This window comes from Acinetobacter geminorum, assembly GCF_013009345.1.
Classification (GTDB): domain Bacteria; phylum Pseudomonadota; class Gammaproteobacteria; order Pseudomonadales; family Moraxellaceae; genus Acinetobacter; species Acinetobacter geminorum.
Genome location: NZ_JABELE010000011.1, coordinates 125,731 through 141,675, shown reverse-complemented (window position 1 = coordinate 141,675; position 15,945 = coordinate 125,731). Strand labels below are relative to the sequence as shown.

At 39.8% G+C, this 15,945-nt stretch carries 19 protein-coding genes; 6 read left to right on the top strand and 13 right to left on the bottom strand.

All coding sequences use genetic code 11. The features are described from left to right. Positions 1-18: 18 nt before the first annotated feature. The 6 genes from HJG58_RS12195 to HJG58_RS12170 form a co-directional block, all read right to left on the bottom strand. Positions 19-555: a F0F1 ATP synthase subunit delta gene (locus tag HJG58_RS12195; protein ID WP_002114070.1), complete on the bottom strand. Its 537-nt coding sequence runs from the start codon at positions 553-555 to the stop codon at positions 19-21. Between the two features lie 12 nt (positions 556-567). Continuing rightward, positions 568-1,038: a F0F1 ATP synthase subunit B gene (locus tag HJG58_RS12190; RefSeq protein ID WP_001024691.1), complete on the bottom strand. Its 471-nt coding sequence runs from the start codon at positions 1,036-1,038 to the stop codon at positions 568-570. Between the two features lie 38 nt (positions 1,039-1,076). Continuing rightward, positions 1,077-1,322, bottom strand: coding sequence for a F0F1 ATP synthase subunit C (atpE, locus tag HJG58_RS12185; RefSeq protein ID WP_000424060.1), 246 nt, complete (start codon positions 1,320-1,322; stop codon positions 1,077-1,079). An 84-nt stretch (positions 1,323-1,406) separates the two neighbouring features. Continuing rightward, entirely contained in the window at positions 1,407-2,282 is an 876-nt protein-coding gene (gene atpB, locus HJG58_RS12180; RefSeq protein WP_002114072.1) for a F0F1 ATP synthase subunit A, read from the bottom strand. 104 nt (positions 2,283-2,386) lie between these two features. Further along, complete coding sequence (locus HJG58_RS12175; RefSeq protein ID WP_002114124.1) at positions 2,387-2,785, bottom strand: ATP synthase subunit I; 399 nt, start codon at positions 2,783-2,785, stop codon at positions 2,387-2,389. 170 nt (positions 2,786-2,955) lie between these two features. Next, positions 2,956-3,795 (bottom strand): metal ABC transporter substrate-binding protein, encoded by an 840-nt coding sequence (locus tag HJG58_RS12170; RefSeq protein WP_005804756.1) that lies wholly within the window; start codon positions 3,793-3,795, stop codon positions 2,956-2,958. 127 nt (positions 3,796-3,922) lie between these two features. Between HJG58_RS12170 and HJG58_RS12165 the strand changes: the two genes are divergently transcribed. From HJG58_RS12165 to znuB, 3 genes are read left to right on the top strand one after another with little or no spacing between them, the layout of a single operon-like run. Next, complete coding sequence (locus HJG58_RS12165; RefSeq protein ID WP_002114130.1) at positions 3,923-4,420, top strand: transcriptional repressor; 498 nt, start codon at positions 3,923-3,925, stop codon at positions 4,418-4,420. Next, a complete protein-coding gene (gene znuC / locus HJG58_RS12160; protein ID WP_170249071.1) occupies positions 4,393-5,181 on the top strand; it encodes a zinc ABC transporter ATP-binding protein ZnuC in 789 nt (262 codons plus the stop codon). The genes HJG58_RS12165 and znuC overlap by 28 nt, the downstream gene beginning before the upstream one ends. Before the next feature lie 3 nt (positions 5,182-5,184). Continuing rightward, the gene (gene znuB / locus HJG58_RS12155; RefSeq protein ID WP_170249069.1) at positions 5,185-5,994 is read left to right on the top strand and encodes a zinc ABC transporter permease subunit ZnuB; all 810 of its coding nucleotides are present in this window, start codon (positions 5,185-5,187) and stop codon (positions 5,992-5,994) included. 1 nt (position 5,995) lies between these two features. On the opposite strand, the gene HJG58_RS12150 is transcribed toward znuB, so the two are convergent. After that, a complete protein-coding gene (locus tag HJG58_RS12150) occupies positions 5,996-6,622 on the bottom strand; it encodes a LysE family transporter (RefSeq protein WP_170249067.1) in 627 nt (208 codons plus the stop codon). 158 nt (positions 6,623-6,780) lie between these two features. On the opposite strand from HJG58_RS12150, the gene HJG58_RS12145 reads away from it, so the two are divergent. Further along, a complete protein-coding gene (locus HJG58_RS12145) occupies positions 6,781-7,701 on the top strand; it encodes a Dyp-type peroxidase (RefSeq protein WP_068929850.1) in 921 nt (306 codons plus the stop codon). A gap of 44 nt (positions 7,702-7,745) precedes the next feature. Here HJG58_RS12145 and HJG58_RS12140 read toward each other — a convergent pair whose 3' ends face one another. Next, positions 7,746-9,443: an NAD-dependent malic enzyme gene (locus HJG58_RS12140; protein ID WP_170249065.1), complete on the bottom strand. Its 1,698-nt coding sequence runs from the start codon at positions 9,441-9,443 to the stop codon at positions 7,746-7,748. A 494-nt stretch (positions 9,444-9,937) separates the two neighbouring features. Here HJG58_RS12140 and argS point away from each other — a divergent pair, with 494 nt between their 5' ends. Together argS and HJG58_RS12130 are read left to right on the top strand one after the other, a co-directional pair. After that, entirely contained in the window at positions 9,938-11,728 is a 1,791-nt protein-coding gene (gene argS, locus HJG58_RS12135; RefSeq protein ID WP_086266224.1) for an arginine--tRNA ligase, read from the top strand. A gap of 156 nt (positions 11,729-11,884) precedes the next feature. Beyond that, entirely contained in the window at positions 11,885-12,499 is a 615-nt protein-coding gene (locus tag HJG58_RS12130) for an SPOR domain-containing protein (protein ID WP_170249063.1), read from the top strand. A 41-nt stretch (positions 12,500-12,540) separates the two neighbouring features. Here the strand turns inward: HJG58_RS12130 and HJG58_RS12125 are convergent, their stop codons facing one another. The 5 genes from HJG58_RS12125 to HJG58_RS12105 form a co-directional block, all read right to left on the bottom strand. Beyond that, on the bottom strand, positions 12,541-13,209 hold the full coding sequence (locus HJG58_RS12125) for a glutathione S-transferase (RefSeq protein ID WP_170249061.1): 669 nt from the start codon (positions 13,207-13,209) through the stop codon (positions 12,541-12,543). A 113-nt stretch (positions 13,210-13,322) separates the two neighbouring features. After that, positions 13,323-13,730, bottom strand: coding sequence for an OsmC family protein (locus HJG58_RS12120; RefSeq protein WP_046813010.1), 408 nt, complete (start codon positions 13,728-13,730; stop codon positions 13,323-13,325). Then, complete coding sequence (locus HJG58_RS12115) at positions 13,727-14,674, bottom strand: pirin family protein (protein ID WP_170249059.1); 948 nt, start codon at positions 14,672-14,674, stop codon at positions 13,727-13,729. Before HJG58_RS12115 ends, HJG58_RS12120 begins: the two co-directional genes overlap by 4 nt. Before the next feature lie 158 nt (positions 14,675-14,832). Further along, entirely contained in the window at positions 14,833-15,138 is a 306-nt protein-coding gene (locus tag HJG58_RS12110) for a DUF3861 domain-containing protein (RefSeq protein ID WP_086266226.1), read from the bottom strand. Positions 15,139-15,198: 60 nt separating this feature from the next. Beyond that, the gene (locus HJG58_RS12105; protein ID WP_170249057.1) at positions 15,199-15,705 is read right to left on the bottom strand and encodes a PadR family transcriptional regulator; all 507 of its coding nucleotides are present in this window, start codon (positions 15,703-15,705) and stop codon (positions 15,199-15,201) included. Positions 15,706-15,945: the final 240 nt, after the last annotated feature.

The window sequence follows — 15,945 nt, the reverse complement described above, 5'->3', positions numbered from 1 at the left end:
CAGTCTTCATCATTTGCATTATGCAAGAAGACGAGTACGCATTTTTTCAAGCTTGTTAAGCGCAGAATCATCTATCACTTGATCGCCTGCACGAATTACAACACCTGCAATAAGCTCAGGTTTAACTTCAACTGAAACAGTTACTGTACTGTTAAAACGCTTTTCTAAAGCAGATTTCAACAGTTGCTCTTGTTCAGCAGTTAACGGGAAAGCCGATTCAATCACGACATCCACATTGTTGTTATTCTGTGATTTAAGCTGTTCATATTCTGCTTCAATTTCAGGTAACAGCATTAAACGATCGTTATCTGCAAGAAGTGTCAAAAAGTTAGACACTGCTTGAGATTGATCTTCACCTAAAACTTTAGCAAAAAGCTTCACTTGCTCCGCAGGAGTAAGTTCAGGGCGATTTAAATAAGCGGAAAATGCTTCGTCTTGCACCGCAGCACTGAGCACTTGTAACGCATTCGACCAATTGTCTGTTGCACCTTGCTCAGAAGCATAAGCAAATGCTGCTTTGGCATACGGACGTGCCAACGTCAAGAGTTCAGCCATAATTCGCCTCGCTTAAAGTTTAGCAGCCAGCTGAGACAGCATGGCGTTATGAGCTTCTGCATCAACTTGCTGGTTCAGGATTTTTTCTGCACCAGTTACTGCCAAAGCAGCTACTTGTTGACGTAATTCTTCGCGAGCAGAATTGATTTCTTGATCAACAGCTTCTTTAGCCTGTTGACGAATACGCTCACCTTCAGCCGCAGCTTGAGTACGAGCTTCTTCGATCAATTGCGCTGCACGACGGTTCGCTTGTTCGATCAATTGAGCCGCTTGTGCTTTAGCTGCATCAAGTTCTTGCTTAACTTGCGCTTGTGCATCGGCAAGGTCAGCTTTCGCTTTTTCTGCTGCATTTAAGCCATCAGCGATTTTACGCTGACGCTCACTAATCGCATTGATTAGTGGTGGCCAAACAAACTTCATGCAGAATGCAACAAAGAATGCAAACGCAATCGCTTGACCAATCAATGTGAGGTTGATATTCATTGCAATTCCTCAAATAGTGGATTTAGGAATTAAGATGATTAACCTACAAATGGATTAGCGAAGATGAAGAACAAGCCAATACCAACACCGATCATAGGCACAGCATCAAGAAGACCCGCGATTAAGAACATACGAGTTTGAAGTTGTGGAGCCAATTCTGGTTGACGAGCAACAGCTTCTAAAAAGCGACCACCCAAAAGACCAAAACCAATCGCAGTACCCAAAGCACCGAAAGCGATCAAGATAGCAGATGCAATTGCAACTAGACCTAAAGTGAGTTCCATGAAAAATTCCTCAGAGGTTAGGTTATTACCAAATTAAATTAAAAAAATTGTACCTAACCACCAATTGATAGTTAGGCAATACCATTAATGTTTTTCGCTTGCCATGCTCAAGTAAACGATGGTAAGCATCATAAAGATGAATGCCTGCAACGTGATTACAAGAATGTGGAAGATCGCCCAAGGCACAGACAACGCCCATTGAATCCAGAACGGCAATAAAGCAATCAGGATAAAGATCAACTCGCCGGCATACATGTTACCGAATAGTCGGAGAGCTAATGAAATCGGACGAGCAAGGAATGTTACCAATTCCAAAATCAAGTTCACTGGAATAAGCAACGCTTTTGCAACTGGATTACTTGGGTTAAATGGGTTAAGTGCCAACTCGCCAACGAAACCACCAACACCCTTTTCGCGGATGCTGTAGAACAAGATAAGTACAAATACAGATAAAGACATACCTAAAGTAATGTTTGGATCTGTAGATGGAACGATCTTGAAGTAAACGTGGTGAGGGTCCATACCAAATACGTTTGCACCTACAAACGCTGCAACTTGAGGAATCCAGTCAACTGGGATCAAGTCCATTAAGTTCATGAGGAAAATCCACACGAAAATAGTGAGTGCAAGCGGAGCGATTAAACGTGATTTGCCATGAAAAGTATCACGGACACTTGAGTCAACAAACTCAATGATCATTTCGATTGCTGACTGGAATTTAGTTGGAACACCTGCATTTGCAGCTTTCGCAACGATCCAGAACATCAAACAGAAAATCACACCAAGACCAATTGACCAACCCATTGAATCCAAGTGAATTGCAGTGAACCCCATCGAATGAGCTTCTTCAGCAGTCTCAGCCAATTTCCATGTACCGTCTGGCATTTTGCCATAGGTCATATTGGTCAAGTGATGCTTGATATACTCTGTCGAAGTGAGGGCATGTTCTTCAGCAGCCATAAATCACACCTGGTCAATGTCAATTACTAAAAAGAAGGGAAACGAACATCGGCGTACTGTCGATATCTCGCCACCCTCCAAAAAATCTTCAATTCTTCTTGTTTCTACACCCGTTTTTGTAGACGTGACACCCAAAATGGAGCAACCCACGACATTGCCTGAACGAGAATAAAACCAAACAGCAATGCTAACGGTGATAAAGGTTTAACATTGCTCAAAATCAAAATAAATCCAACGATCATGATTGCAAATTTGCCTAACATGCCCCTATACATGTTAGACAGCACTTGTTTTGATGCTCGTGCACCTGCTGTTCTGAAGGATTGCCACGAAAAATAACTCGTCGCAAGCCAGCAGACCAACGCACCAAGTGCCGCACTTAATGCTGCTGTCATGTCTTTTATGCTCCACGCCACAAGTGCGGAAACAGGGATCATACATGCTTGTAAGAAGACCAAAGCTTTTGCTAATCGTCGGTCAATCAAGCGACTAGTTTGGCTCATTATTTATCCACTCACAGCATAAATGCTTGACAAGTTTAGCTGATGATCGCTTTTAATCGCAGGCATTATAGAGTTACACCCCTGAACATGCAATCTTTTCCCGACTTTAGTCGGGGTTTTTCATGACAGGTGGTGCTGACGCTACAGTCAGCCTTTGTTTACTTTTTATCTTACTTTTGCGTACTTAATACACATTTATCTGTTTTTATAGCCAGTTTCTTCCATGCAGTGACGAAATCATCCTCATTATTCATGCTCTCGTCTACTGGCTGAAAAGTAATGTTACCTAATTTTTGGTATTGACCCTTAGTGGTAAAACTCTCTGCCAACAAACACATCTGATTTTTTGGTCGACTATCATTAAGATACTTAATTTGAGCTGCTGTTGGTGCAACGTGAGGGTCATCTGTTAAAGCACCAGCGAATTTTAAGTTTAGTGAACGCTCTAAATATTGATAGGCATCATGATATGCCCAATACGGTTTGCCATTACTTGAACTATCGTAAGCTTGTGCTGCCTGCAACATTTTACGAGCAAACACATTGGCATTATTCCAGTACTTTGCCTTATTTTCAGGATGTTGCTGAGAGCGCAAAGCCGCAATAAAGAAACCAATTCGAACCGCATTGTTAGGCTCTAACCATACATGTGTATCTACTGTATTAGGTAAAGCTACACCACGTGTACTACGCTGGGGCAAAACAGAAACGATACCACTATCCAATAGAGCAATTGCCTTCTTATTATTACCTAATAACTTATTTAAAGGTGCTTCATGTGCTTTACCCAACCAAATCACCAAAGACGCATCATTAATTGCTTTACGATGCGCTGGGGTTAATTGTACGTCATGCCCTGTTTGTCCCTTTAATAAGAGTTGTGGTTCTTCAACCCCTTGAGTGACTTCTTTTGCAATCAGATAAATCGGGTGTGTAGAAACCACCAACCCCTGACTCCACCCTAACGTACTCAAAAGTGAGAACATACTGAAAACAAAAAAACGGAACATGACAGACCATCAATTTAAATTAGCTCGAAGCATGTTATAATATAACAAAGTTACAAAAATACCTAAGATTAATCGAATGAAGCATCGCTTCATGCTAATATTCCGTTAAAAATTCGAGGTTACCCCTATGAGTTCCTGTTCGCATGAACATCATGATTCTTTGCATGGTGTGCATGATCACCATAATGTCGCAAGTCGTTTAGCTGAAGCAGAAAGTTTATGTTCTGCGACTGGCGCACGTCTTACACCTTTGCGCAAAGAAGTTCTGGAACTCATTTTAAATGCATCGGGTCCAATGGGTGCGTATGACTTATTGGCACGTATAAAAAGTCAAACTGATCGCCCTGCTGCACCTCCGACTGTTTATAGAACTTTAGATTTCTTATTAGAAAAAGGCCTCATTCACCGCCTAACTTCTATTAATGCGTATATTCCTTGCTGCCACCCACGTGAAGGCCATCAAGCAGCATTCCTGATTTGTACTGAATGTCATATGGTTAAAGAAGCTTCTTCTCAAGGCCTCACACACCAGCTTGACCAGCTTGCAGCTTCAGATGACTTCGTGGCTCAACACAGCATTATTGAAATTTCGGGGAAATGCCAACAGTGCCGCACAACTCCTTAAATCCTGTATTAATTCAGCTTGAGCAGGTTTCTGTTCATCGTGATGATCGGGATATATTAAAGAAAGTTGATTTTGCCCTACATCAAAATGAAATTGTGTCTTTAATTGGACCCAATGGTGCAGGCAAATCAACACTGATAAAGGTTCTACTCGGTATTCTCCAGCCGAGTAGTGGGCGTGTTGTCAATCATAAAAAACTTAAAATGGCTTATGTGCCACAAAAGTTTAATCCTTCACACAGCCTTCCTTTACGTGTTCAGGACCTTCTTGATTTAGAAAAATGCAGCCCTGCCCTACGTCAGGAAATTATTCAAGACACAGGTATTTCAAAGTTACAACAATCAAAAGTACAACAACTTTCAGGCGGAGAACGCCAAAGAGTACTATTGGCTCGTGCACTGCTTCGTCAGCCAGATATTTTAGTTCTTGATGAACCCATGCAAGGTTTAGATATTCAGTCAGAAGCGGAACTTTATGATTATGTTCGCAGTCTGCCAGAACGATATGGTTGCGCGATCTTAATTGTTTCTCATGACTTACAATGGGTGATGCAAGGAACACACCGTGTAGTGTGTTTAAATAAACATATTTGCTGTAGCGGGCTACCCGAAAATATCCAACAACATCCTGAATATCAGGCAATATTTGGAACTCAAAGGGTTTTCTATCAACATCATCATGACCATTGTGCTCACGGTGATGCTGCCCACCCCTGCCCTCATAATGACCGTCCTCATATTCACCCAGAACCGGAAGCTTAAGCCATGATGGAATGGTTACAATTATTGTTACCCGCATGGATTATGGGAACTCTGCTAGTATTTTTAACTGCACCTCTGGGTTGTTTAATGCTTTGGAGACGAATGTCTTTTTTTGCTGACACGATGGCGCACGGAACACTACTTGGGGTAGCTATTGCGGGAGCTTTAAGTCTTCCATTATGGCTTGGTGTTGCAGGTACAGCGGTTTTACTGGTAGGCGTTTTATGGGCTTTACACGACAATCGTTTGCCCAACGATGCTCTGTTGGCCTTATGCTCAGCGACATTACTGTGTAGTGGCCTATTGTTTATTCAACATGTTCCAAGTTTAAGACCAGAGCTTTTAAGTTATTTATTTGGCGACTTGCTCAGCATTGATTGGCCAGATCTTCCTGTTTTCTCTTTAATTATTGTGATATCACTCGTAATTCTTTACCGTTTTTGGCAGCCACAAATACAGTTTGCAATTGATCCGGATATCGCCATTAGTGAAGGAGTGAATGCAAACTGGCAACGCCTTATTTTTATGTTGTTATTGGCTTTATTTACAGTTTTAGCCTTGCGTGCTGTGGGTTCTTTGCTAATGGGTGCATTACTCGTAATACCAGCCTTAAGCGCTCGCCTACTAGCAAACTCACCAAAGCAAATGGTTATTTGGGCATTCGTGTTAGCCCAGCTCGGTGTTAGTGTCGGTTTATGGTCAAGTGCAGCACTCAATATCTCTACAGGTCTTAGTATTGTTTTATGTATGGCATTAAGTTTTGCTGTTATTTTTATAACTCAAAAGCTAAAAAATCAAACACAGGCGGCCTAACTTAGGACGCCTGATGAACAGTGCTCAATAATAAAGCCGCACAGCTAAACATTACAGCAAAGCCCCGATTTAAATATTTTTGCTGTCTAGGGGATCGAAGTAATCTTAAAACCTTGGATGCCAGCCCCGTATATCCAGCCATTACAATCAAATCGATCGTAATCATAGTGGCTGCCATAATTAGATATTGTATCCATTGAGGCTTACTCAAATCTAAAAACTGCGGCAAAACTGCCAATAAAAATACGATCGCTTTAGGATTACTAATATTGACTACAAAACCATTTAATAGCAGAGCTAAAGCAGACTTATCTCTTTTTTCTTGTTGAATTTCTATATCTTTTACAGGTGCTATCCACTGCAAATAGGCTAAATATAATAAATAGGCTACGCCAAACCACTTAACGGCCTGAAAAGCTAAAGGAGTCGTTGCAAATAAGACCCCGACACCTGCTGCCACCACCATAATTTGAAGCACCAAGGCAACTTGTAAACCAATTGCATTCCAGTAACCATGTCTAAAACCATAATTTAGACCACTCGACATTGAGGCAATAGCTCCCGCACCCGGAGAGACACTAATGACCCAACAGGCCAACATATAGGCAAACCAAACTTGCAAAGACATAGTAAAAATAGACAATAAAAGTGGAATTATACTGTTTTATAAAACTATATTGATGAGAATTCAAACAATAAAATCAAGAAATAGACTACTAACCGCTCTTCGCATCAGGCACAATAATTAAAGCTCATACTAAATTATAATTGAGGAGATACCTTCCAATGACTGCTCAATCTGTCATTTTGCCGTTGCCATCAGATCATGCCCGATTTATTGTTCTTCGTTTAAAAGACTTATCAATTGATGAATTAAAAGAACAACTCGAAGCGTTGTTTGAAACACGCGACCGTCTCATTACTCAGCATTCAGACGCGCAAATCAAAACAGCAGTCGCTTTTGGTCCAGAACTTTGGAAGCAACTTTACAGTCAATCTCCTGCTGGCTTTAAACAACTTGAACCAGAAAACGGCGCATTCAACATGCCAGCCGTTCCCGCTGATGTCCTCATCCATATTGCTAGTATGCGTTCTGATATTTGTTTTGCATTAAGCCAAGCATTTTTTGAAGGTATTAAAGATAAAGTTGAAGTTCTTGATGAGCGTGTTTGCTTCCGCTATTTTGATGGCCGAGATATTACAGGCTTTATAGACGGTACAGAAAACCCTCAATTTCCAGATGACCGTGCAGAAACAGCTCTATTGCCAGAAAGCGCGGGAGTTTTTGCTGATGGCAGTTTCATTTTCGCGCAGCGCTATGCACATGACTTAGAAAAATGGAAAAAACTAAAAGTTGATGCTCAAGAAAATGTCATGGGTCGTACTAAGCTTGAGTCAATTGAACTGGATGATGACGTTAAACCAGAAAATGCTCATGTCGCACGTACTGTTGTCGAAGATGATGAAGGCGAAGAAATGGAAATCTTGCGTCATAGTCTGCCTTATGGCGACGGCAGAGGTGATCAGGGTTTATTTTTCATTGCGTACACCAAGGACCTGAATATTATTGATGCCATGTTAAAACGTATGTTTGGTACAAGTGGAGATGGTATCCATGATCGCTTATTGCATTTCGTGACACCACTAGACGGCGCATATTACTTTGCACCTAGTGAAGAATTGCTAGAAGAAGTTTTAGAAGACTAAAATAAAAAAGAGGAGCTTAAGCTCCTCTTTTTACGTTCTCAACCTTAGAAAGGAATACGCTTATATTTGCGGTATTCAGGTTTCCAGAATGATTGATCAATTTTTTGCTGTAGCAAATCATCACTAATCGTTACTGCCACGCCATCGACCATTGCAGCTTTGGCAACTTCAAATGCAATCACTTTAGAGACTTGCTGAATTTCACCTAAAGGTGGCAATAAATCAGCTTGCGGATCTTTCAGTAATGGCGAGCAATTCGCTAAAGCACTACTTGAAGCCATTAACATATTTTCAGTAACGCGTTTAGCACCCGATGCCACCACCCCTAAGCCAATGCCCGGGAAAATGTACGAGTTATTACACTGAGAAATATTATAAAGCTTGCCGTGATGATTCACAGGAGCAAACGGGCTACCTGTTGCAATTAATGCTCTACCTTCAGTCCACTCCACAATATCAGCAGGTACTGCTTCAACACGTGAAGTTGGGTTAGACAATGGCATGACAATTGGGCGTTCACAATTCGCTGCCATGGTCTTAATAATCTCTTCTGTGAAGAGACCTGGTTGACCAGAAACACCAATTAACACTGTAGGCTTAGCATTTTTAACAACATCAAGGAGTGAAATCACTTCTTCAATATTGCCCCATTGATCAACCACTTCAGCTTTTTGCGCCAATTTGCGTTGGAAGTCCAATAAGTTTGGCTGATTTTCGGTAATCAAACCAAAACGATCCACCATATAAACGCGTGCACGGGCTTCAGAATCAGTCAGACCTTCAGCAACCATTTGTGCAATGATTTGCTCTGCAATACCACATCCCGCAGAGCCCGCACCTAAGAAGGCAATTGTTTGATCTTTTAATTGCTTGCCTGCTGCACGACTTGCAGCAATCAAACTACCTACAGATACCGCTGCTGTTCCTTGAATATCATCGTTAAAACAACAAATTTTATCGCGATATTTTTCTAGAAGTGGCATCGCATTTTTTTGTGCGAAATCTTCAAACTGAATTAATGCTTTTGGCCAACGACGCTTTACAGCTTCAATCACCATATCGACAAATGCATAATATTCATCGCCACTAATACGTGGCTGACGCCACCCCATATAGATCGGATCATTTAGTAATTGTGGATTATTCGTCCCCACATCAATTGTGATGGGTAATGTATAGGCTGGGCTAATTCCACCACAAGCGGTGTAAAGTGAAAGTTTCCCAATAGGAATACCCATACCACCAATGCCTTGGTCGCCAAGACCTAAGATACGTTCACCATCAGTAATCACGATCACTTTTACATTATTTTTATTTACGTTTTGCAAAATATCATCAATCACATCACGATCTGGATATGAAATAAAAACACCACGATGACGACGATAGATATCGGAGAAACGTTGACATGCTTCACCCACTGTTGGGGTATAAATAATCGGCATCATTTCTTCAAGATGATTTTCGATTAAATGATAGAACAAGGTTTCATTGGTATCTTGGATATTACGCAAATAGATATGGCGATTGATATCATCAGTAAAAGCGCAATATTGCTGATAAGAGCGCTGGCTCTGCTCTTCAATAGTTTCAATAATATGGGGGAGTAAACCGTGTAAGTTAAAGTTACTTCTTTCTTCTTCAGTGAAAGCCGAACCTTTATTTAAAAGTGGTAACTCTAAAAGTGTAAAACCTGCATATGGGATATAAAGGGGATGTTTACTTGGGTGTCCTGATATCATTGCCTATCTCATTTTCCAGCTTAGAGTAGAGAAAAACACGTTTTGTATGGTCTCTAAAACTCTTTGTGCGTATAAGCTTAAGCCTAATTCGATCAAAATAGATATTTTAAACCGTGATGTTAAAATTGAACACTATTTAGTTAAAACATGTTTAAAAATAAATTATAAAAATCAGAGTATTAATGTTTTTATAATTTTAAAAATTTCTTTTATTTTCTCAATTTTAAAAGCAATAATTATATGATTTAGCGGCAACAGGTATTTCCTCAGAAAATAGCATTAAATTAAACACATAATTTACTCACAAAAACTGCCCAGAAGGCTTGTAATTCTTGATTTTCAGAATAATAAGGCGATTCATCAACCAACATTCATTTAAAAAATAATCATCAGTAATTTGCATAAAGAATTATTGGAATATTAAATCCCCTCCCCTAAGTCATCGGAAATTTGCTATATTTGACGTTTTTCTGCGACATCTATTTTCGATTGATATGAATACGGCAATACAAGCAGCTCTCGACCATGCAGTGCAAACTCTTCAACAAGAAGGGGTGCTTCCTTCCGACTGGAAAAACACAAGCAACTTAACACGCACCAAAGACCGAAGCCATGGCGACTTTGCTTCTAATATTGCCATGATCGGCTCGAAAGCTGCTGGTATGAAACCACGCGATTTAGCTGAGAAAGTTCTAGCTGCATTACCGGAAGTGGCAGATATCAGTAAAGCTGAAATCGCAGGACCCGGATTTATTAACTTCTTTTTAAATGCAGACCAGCGTTTTGCTATTCTTGATCAAATTCAAGCACAAAAAGAAATTTTTGGTCGTAGCCAAGCAAATGCAGCGAAAAAGATTCAAGTCGAATTTGTTTCTGCAAACCCAACGTCTAGCCTACACGTAGGTCATGGTCGTGGTGCGGCATACGGTATGACTGTTGCTAATTTACTTGAAGCAACGGGTGCTAAAGTTGACCGTGAGTACTACGTGAATGATGCTGGCCGTCAAATGGATATTTTGGCGACTTCTACTTATTTACGTTATTTGGAACTACTTGGACAAAACCTTGTATTCCCTAAAAATGCTTATCAAGGCGATTACGTTAAAGAAATCGCACAAGGCATCATTGATAAAGATGGTGATGCTTACGTTCGTGAAGTTGCGAATGTTTATAAAGATGTACCAGAAGATGTGCAATATGCTGAAGAGCTAGATAGCGAAGGCAACAAAGTTGTGTTATCTGGTGATAAAGAAAAGCATATTGATGGCCTTATTGCCAACTCACAACAATTATTGGGTGAAGGCTACCGCGTATTTCATCAAGCTGCCCTTCACGCCATTTTAGATGATATTAAAGATGACCTTGCTGATTTTGGTGTAACGTTCAATCAATGGTTCAGTGAAGCATCACTTAGTGCAAAAATTGATGAAGCTTTAGAAACGTTAGATCAACGTGGCTTCCTTTATGAAAAAGATGGCAACATCTGGTTCAAGTCAACTGAATTTGGTGATGAAAAAGACCGTGTTGTTAAGCGTCGTAATGGCCAAACGACTTACTTTGCATCTGACATTGCATATCACTTAAATAAACTACAACGTGGTTATACTGACCTAATCGACATTTGGGGTTCTGACCACCATGGCTATATTTCTCGCGTAAAAGCGGCGATTGATGCAATGGGTTATGACTCTAAAAAATTGACTGTTCTTTTAGTTCAGTTTGTAAGTTTATGGCGTGGCGGCGAGATGGTTCAAATGTCTTCTCGTTCTGGTCAGTTCGTAACTTTACGTGACTTGCGTAAAGAAGTGGGCAATGACGCAGCTCGTTTCTACTACGTAATGCGTAAGAGCGAACAACATATCGACTTTGACCTTGACCTTGCTGTTTCACAAAGTAAAGACAATGCTGTGTACTATATTCAATATGCACACGCACGTATTTGTCGTATGTTAGAAAAAGCAGCAAGCACAGATTTACAATTCGATGTAAACGCTGCTCGTCCACATGCAGCTCGCTTGTCTCTTGATGCAGAAACTGAGATTCTTGCTAAACTGGCAGCATACCCAGACGCGGTATTACGTGCTGCAAATGCATATGAACCTCATCAGGTTGGTAACTACTTAAAAGAGTTAGCTGCCCTGTTCCACGGTTGGTACAATGAACATAAAGTATTAAGCGATGATGCAGAGCTTACACAAGCCCGTTTATTGCTTTCAATCAATGTACAACAAGTGCTTCGTAATGGTTTAGAATTACTTGGTGTATCTGCACCAGAATCTATGTAATAAATATATTGCATGACAGCAAAACAAAGGTCATGCAATATATAGTAAGCGGTGGTTTGTATAATTAAGATAGCGAATACAGACCACTGTTTTTAGCATCGTAATACGAGAATCAAACTCGAATTAAAACAATCAAAATACAGAGGAATAATCCACGTGTTTGGCAAAACGCAACGCGGTGTATCTGAAAGACCTAACAAGCCTAAAAAGCCCCTAATTCCCAAATGGTTAGGGACACTTGTCGCTATTTTGGCGGTCTTATGTATCGCTGTAATGCTTATGCTTTGGAAACCTTGGCAACCTGTTCCTTCAAAAAATCAGATTACTTCTGAACACTATCAAGAAGAAGATACCAATAAAGACTATCGTTTCTACGATCTATTACCCCAACAGCAAGTAACGCCTATTCCGGAACAAGCGATTCCTGAAAGCAAAAATCAAGGCACGGCCATGATTGTTGAGGCACCAAGTGTAACTCAACCAGCTGCTTCAGAAAGTGCAGGAATTGACCCGAATCAGTCAGCTACAACTCCTCAGCAACCCACCTATATTTTACAAGTTCGTAGTTATAATGATCCTGATCAGGCTGATGCCCGCCGTGCAGAAATCATTTTAAATGGTTTATCTGCTGATGTAGTCAAAAGTACTGAAAACGGACAAACATGGTATCGCGTTATTTCCGGACCATATGACACTCAAGACGCTGCTTTAGCTGCGCAGCAAACCTTACAACACAGCGGCATTGATTCTATTGTGATCAAACGCAAGTAAAGTGAAAATAAAAGAAGGAACAAATATTTGTTCCTTTTCTTTTAAATATCAGCACAATTCCTTTCATTAGAACCAATTCCCTTTTTTTTCGCTTTTTGAAACGCTACCCTTCGCCGAATACGATGTAAAAAAGCCTGAATATGAGGATACTTACCTTGCAAACGCGTTTGCAAAGCCTCTAAAGGAAAACTCATTTGAATATCAGCAAAGGAAAAGTCACCTGCAAAATATTCATGCTCTGCCAAATAGTTTTCTAAAAAACTAATATGATCTTTCATACGCGGGCGAACAAAATTTGCTTTCACCCCTTCTGTGATTTTTTTTGCTACTGGCTGAATTAACCATGGCACATGCTTATTTACATTATTCATGACCAAAGTCATGACTAAGAGTGGCATGAGTGAGCCTTCTGCATAGTGCATCCAATAAATATACTGCTGTAAGTCTTGGGGCTGTGTAGGTTTAAATTGTTGATTCTGATCATAACGTTGCTGTAGATATTCCAAGATCACAGCAGATTCTGCGATGACTTGCTCATCATCTGTCAGAATTGGAGCCTTACCCAAAGGATGAATACATTTCAATGTTTCTGGAGCGGAATAGTTAGGTAGGCGCTGATAATAATGAATATCATAATCTAAGCCTAACTCTTCTAAAGCCCATAAAATTCGAAATGAACGCGAACATTCCAGGTGGTGTACACTAATCATGTTATTGCCTGCTTTTATTTTTCTTTTTTACATAAAAAACAGCATGTGAACATGCTGCTTTATTCCATTTGTGGGATGGATATAAAATCATCCACCTCAACAAAATAGCATTTTTACGCTGTAACAAGCACAGTATGAATGTCTAAACTACGTAACAAAGTTTTAGTGACTGGGGTTTTACCGCATACCGCTAAGATTTTTTGTTGAAGCTCTTCGTTTGGCAAGTCTTTAAAAACAATACGACGTTCTATATGTTCTTCATGCTCTCTATTGGTATGAAAATCAATTTCAACCGAAAACTCACCAAAATCATAACCCTTATGCTTTGCATACATTCTTAAAGTAATGAGCGTACACGCTGCTAAACTCCCAGTAAGCAAATCATATGGTGCTGGGCCTTGATCTTGCCCCTCCAACTTCTCTGGCTCATCACAAAAATATTGATGGCGACCACTGGTGATTTCGCCCTTCCATTGTTCAGTAAGGGGCTTTGCTTTACTGCTTGCGATTACTGCTGTCATTTTGATGCTCTCATTTGATCTGGAAGAACAGGGGCTTCTAAACGTGCACCAACATAATCTGGAATCTCACCAAAACGTGCATCATGGTTAATCCATTGCTCACGGGCTTCTTTTAAATCATCCATTGTACGTGCAACAAAATTCCACCATAGTAAAATTGGAGTTTCAAACGGTTCACCACCAACTAACAGCACACGGTTCCCTTTCTTTACTTCAATTTCGATCTCACTAAGACCCGTATCTAATACCACCATGTTGTCAGCCGTTAACTCATGGCCATTCACATGGGCAACACCATCTAATGCCATAAAACCATATTCAAACTCAGGATTTAATGGAATGCGGGTTTTAGTATCTTCAGTAGCAATTAAGTCAACACCCACTAATGGCGTATGTACCAAGACTGGGGAAGTAGTTGCCAAGTATTCACCCACAAGCACGGTAAATTCTAGACCGTCTTTCTCAACCACAGGCAGTTCAGGATAATGTTCAAATTTCGGATCCATGTTGCGCTTATCATCTGGTAAAGCAATCCAGAGCTGAGCAGCATGCATTTGAGTTTCTGTATCAGGTGCAACTTCTGTATGCGAAATTCCGTGTCCCGCTGTCATCAAATTAACTTGCTTAGGACGAATTAATTGTTTTGAGCCTAAGCTATCGGTATGCATCATGGTGCCTTCAATCATCCACGTGAAGGTTTGCAAACCAATGTGAGGATGAGGACCAACATCTAAACCATCACCCACAGGGAAGGTCACTGGGCCGGCATGATCTAAGAAACACCACGCACCAATCATTCGTTTTTGTCGGCTAGGTAAAGCCCGCTTAATGACTGTCCCCTGTCCAATTTCAGCAGAGCGAATTGGAAACTCCTGAATAAACTGATTGGCAAATTTCTCGCAATCCTTTGAATCAGAAATATCGTAATCATTATTATTGCTCATGATATTACTCTCTTTTACCTATGCTTTTGCAATGAGTTGTTATATTGATCTTAACAATACATTCATTATTCAATATAGTCTTTTAGTAATACACAGGGTGCTATGAATGAGACAATCCATTTTTTAATTATAGAAAAATAAAAGCTGCACTGAGCAGCTTAAGTTGATTGAGTTTTAACGAGCTGTTTTAGGTTTTTCATGAATTGTCCGAATTGTGGGAGAAACTCTTGAAATAGTGGATGGTCTCGATTTTCTAACATGACTTCACTAAATAACTTCAAGCCAACACCAAAAGATTTTGTTGTTTCATCATCAAAAAAATCTGCTTTTTTTAAGCGCTCGACAATTTCAAAAATATCGTCATGATTTCCCGTATAGAATTCAAGACGTTCAGTATAGGTAGAGGCCTCTCCTTTCGCATTTTTTAAGTGTTGAACCGTGACATGATATTGATGTTGTTTCATATAAAAATTCTCTCTTAAAAATTAATAACTTTGAATAATTTCAATTTGCTTAAGGTCGACTTATAGGCGCCCAATCGCAACCGCAACTTGGTCAATTTTTTCGGCAATTTGAAAAATCTGCTCTTGTTGGAAACCAGCAGAGTTCAACTTCAAACGTAAGGCTGTTTTTAGGTTTTCCATTGCACGATGAATTTCAATTAATTCATCATTACTGTGGATTTCTCGTCTTAAGCGTAGTTTTTCTAATAGTTCGTTCAATTTGTCTTGTTGTTCAGTTAAGTAAGCTTTCCCAAATTCCGTGATTTGATATTGCTTACGCTCAACATCTAGCAAATTAATTAAATTCATTTCTTCAAGGCTAGTTAACGTTGGATAAATTGTTCCTGCACTTGGCGTATAGCCATCGCCCACCAAATCACTTATTTCTTTAATAATTTCATAACCATGTTTTGGGCTTTGCTGAATGAGATGAAGCACTAAAAGTTTCATGCGTCCAGCTTCAAAAAGTCTTCCACGGCGTCCCGAACGATGATGTTCAGCATGATGCTGTTCTGATTGTTGTTTCATCTTTTAAGACCCAAAATGATCAATTTATAACTATTAAGATATATCTTAATATATCTTTTATCAAGTAAAAGTAATAAGAGTTGATCTATTGCTTTGATAGTTATCAAAATTAATTTTGAGCTTTAAAAGCTAAGTAATAAAAAAGAGTGCTCAAGCATCTTACTAGCTAGTTTTCTGAGAAAAAGTTTAAGCTGACGAAAGAAAATAATATTTAGGATGAATTTCTTATAAAATGTAATA

Bases quoted from the DNA above. Each gene is read 5' to 3' on its own strand.
- HJG58_RS12145 (WP_068929850.1), top strand. From the start codon at position 6,781: ATGACTGCTCAATCTGTCATTTTGCCGTTGCCATCAGATCATGCCCGA.
- HJG58_RS12190 (WP_001024691.1), bottom strand. From the start codon at position 1,038: ATGAATATCAACCTCACATTGATTGGTCAAGCGATTGCGTTTGCATTC.
- HJG58_RS12175 (WP_002114124.1), bottom strand. From the start codon at position 2,785: ATGAGCCAAACTAGTCGCTTGATTGACCGACGATTAGCAAAAGCTTTG.
- argS (WP_086266224.1), top strand. From the start codon at position 9,938: ATGAATACGGCAATACAAGCAGCTCTCGACCATGCAGTGCAAACTCTT.
- HJG58_RS12165 (WP_002114130.1), top strand. From the start codon at position 3,923: ATGAGTTCCTGTTCGCATGAACATCATGATTCTTTGCATGGTGTGCAT.
- HJG58_RS12115 (WP_170249059.1), bottom strand. From the start codon at position 14,674: ATGAGCAATAATAATGATTACGATATTTCTGATTCAAAGGATTGCGAG.
- HJG58_RS12150 (WP_170249067.1), bottom strand. From the start codon at position 6,622: ATGTCTTTGCAAGTTTGGTTTGCCTATATGTTGGCCTGTTGGGTCATT.
- HJG58_RS12120 (WP_046813010.1), bottom strand. From the start codon at position 13,730: ATGACAGCAGTAATCGCAAGCAGTAAAGCAAAGCCCCTTACTGAACAA.
- HJG58_RS12195 (WP_002114070.1), bottom strand. From the start codon at position 555: ATGGCTGAACTCTTGACGTTGGCACGTCCGTATGCCAAAGCAGCATTT.
- znuB (WP_170249069.1), top strand. From the start codon at position 5,185: ATGATGGAATGGTTACAATTATTGTTACCCGCATGGATTATGGGAACT.
- znuC (WP_170249071.1), top strand. From the start codon at position 4,393: ATGCCAACAGTGCCGCACAACTCCTTAAATCCTGTATTAATTCAGCTT.
- HJG58_RS12170 (WP_005804756.1), bottom strand. From the start codon at position 3,795: ATGTTCCGTTTTTTTGTTTTCAGTATGTTCTCACTTTTGAGTACGTTA.
- HJG58_RS12110 (WP_086266226.1), bottom strand. From the start codon at position 15,138: ATGAAACAACATCAATATCATGTCACGGTTCAACACTTAAAAAATGCG.
- HJG58_RS12140 (WP_170249065.1), bottom strand. From the start codon at position 9,443: ATGATATCAGGACACCCAAGTAAACATCCCCTTTATATCCCATATGCA.
- atpB (WP_002114072.1), bottom strand. From the start codon at position 2,282: ATGGCTGCTGAAGAACATGCCCTCACTTCGACAGAGTATATCAAGCAT.
- HJG58_RS12125 (WP_170249061.1), bottom strand. From the start codon at position 13,209: ATGATTAGTGTACACCACCTGGAATGTTCGCGTTCATTTCGAATTTTA.
- atpE (WP_000424060.1), bottom strand. From the start codon at position 1,322: ATGGAACTCACTTTAGGTCTAGTTGCAATTGCATCTGCTATCTTGATC.
- HJG58_RS12105 (WP_170249057.1), bottom strand. From the start codon at position 15,705: ATGAAACAACAATCAGAACAGCATCATGCTGAACATCATCGTTCGGGA.